At 64.9% G+C, this 1863-nt stretch carries 1 protein-coding gene and 1 pseudogene; both read right to left on the bottom strand.

What is annotated here, in order from left to right:
* A partial coding sequence (locus tag DQW06_RS27495; protein ID WP_198662570.1) for a hypothetical protein occupies nucleotides 1-1280 on the bottom strand: 1280 nt, incomplete at its 3' end.
* A gap of 32 nt (nucleotides 1281-1312) precedes the next feature.
* Nucleotides 1313-1863: pseudogene (locus DQW06_RS29050) on the bottom strand (AAA family ATPase); the annotation flags it as partial.

A 1863-nucleotide genomic window follows, 5' to 3' on the forward strand; every position in this document is an offset into this window, starting at 1 on the left:
GGGGGCGGTGGCGGCGGCGGGGGCGGACCGCCTCCCTCGTTGTCCCAGTCGCCGAAGGGGTTGTCGATTTCCCAGTCGCCGAAGGGGTTGTCGATCTCCCAGTCACCGAAGGGGTTGTCCCAGTCGCCGAACGGGTTCTCGCCGCCGGGTCCGTTGCCGCCGCCACCGGTCTCGGGGGTCGGCGGCGGGAGCGGAGCGGGGTCCACGATGACCGGTATGGTGGCGTGCGCCTGCGTGTAGGTGTGCGCCATGAGGTCGCGCACCTGGTTGGCGGCCTCGTAGACGCCCTCGTAGTGGTTGCGGAACCTCTGGTAGAGCACGTTGTTGATGTTGTCCTGGGTCGGCGGATCGCCGGGGATACCGGTCAGTTTGTCCCCGCCGGTCTCCTCGGGATAGGCGATCGTGACCTGGAACTGGTCCCGCTCCGGGTTGAACTCCTCCGTCCCCGCGGAGGTGTAGAAGTACCAGTCGTCGAGTACCTCCTGGACGCGCCCTCCCCTGGTGTTGAGGGCCTGGTCCACCGTGTAGGCGAGGACGGCTGTGGCGAACGTCAGGACCGTCTTGACCCGCTCCAGCTCCGCCTTGAACTCGGGGAGCTCCATGTGCACGGAGGTCATCCGGTACGCCATGTCCTGGAGGCGGTACTTGTACGCCGCGGCGGCCGAGCCCTGCATGGCTCCGTCGGGGACGTCGATCTCCTGCCACAGCTTGTTCAGACTGCCTCCCTCACCGTCGATGTAGGGAGTCAGCGTGTCGTAGAGCGTGCCCAGGCTGTCGATGGTCTTCTGCAACCGGGTGAGGTCCCAGTTCTCGGACGTCAGCTGGTTGTTCCCGTAGTCGGCCAGGTGCGCCAGGTTGCTCAGCTGCTGCCGGAACCCGTCCTGCGGGGGAGGGGTGTCGTCTGTGTGCAGGTCCTCCTTGCCGTCGCTGAGGGTCTTCTCGCCCCACAGGTGCTTCTGCATGGTGTAGCCGGCGTAGTCGATGCCGTAGGTCTCATAGGGGTAGCTGCCGCCGCCGTACCCGGTCGTGTACGCCGTGTAGTACTCCCTGTAACTCCACCAGCGGTCCATCTCGTGGCCGCCGTAGTTCCAGGAGAAGCCGGTGAAAGGATTGGTGGTCTCATGGAAGTGGTAGCGCCCGTCCGCGACCCAGGGGTCCTTGGTGACCGTGTCGATGCTCTCCATCGGTTTGTAGTCGCCGTCGGTGCCGGCGAAGATGTTCATGAGCTCGTGCAGCGGCTTGTCCGGCAGGTCTTCGTACTTGATCTCTGGTTCTGGCATGGTCCCCTCCCTCTGCGGATCGCGTTCGTGGACTAGGTTTCGCTGCTGTCCTCGTCCTGGCCGTTACCGTTACCGTTACCGTTACCGGAACCACCCGAGCCGCCCGAGCCGCCCGAGCCGCCCGAACCGCTCTGGCTCGAATAGATCAGGTTGTGGACTTCCTGGGCGGTGAGGTTCTGCTCGTCCTCCAGGTTGGCGAAGACGATGAGGTTCTCCGAGAGCCTGCGGTCGATCTCGATCAGTTCCTGGTTCAGGCCGTAGATGAAGTCGTAGATCCCGCTCATCGAACTGTCGATCTTGCTCGTGAGCCGCCCGGCCTCTTCGAGGATGCCGGGGTCTCCGAGCCGCTGGTAACCGCTTTCGGCCACCCCTTCGTACACGGAGAGTTCGGTGACCAGGATGTTGAGGTCCTTCTGGAGGGGCTCCACGATCTTCGAGCGGAAATCCCTGATCCGGTCGAGGTCGATCTTGGTGCCCTTGTCACCAGTGCCGGAGCCCGCACCCTCGTCGCCGCTTCCGCTGTCCCCGGTGCCGGTGTCCTCGCCGTCCTCCTCGTCGTCCTCGTCGTCGTCCTCGTCGTCCT

Origin of the sequence: Nocardiopsis sp. TNDT3 (genome assembly GCF_003427465.1) — a bacterium.
GTDB lineage: Bacteria > Actinomycetota > Actinomycetes > Streptosporangiales > Streptosporangiaceae > Nocardiopsis > Nocardiopsis dassonvillei.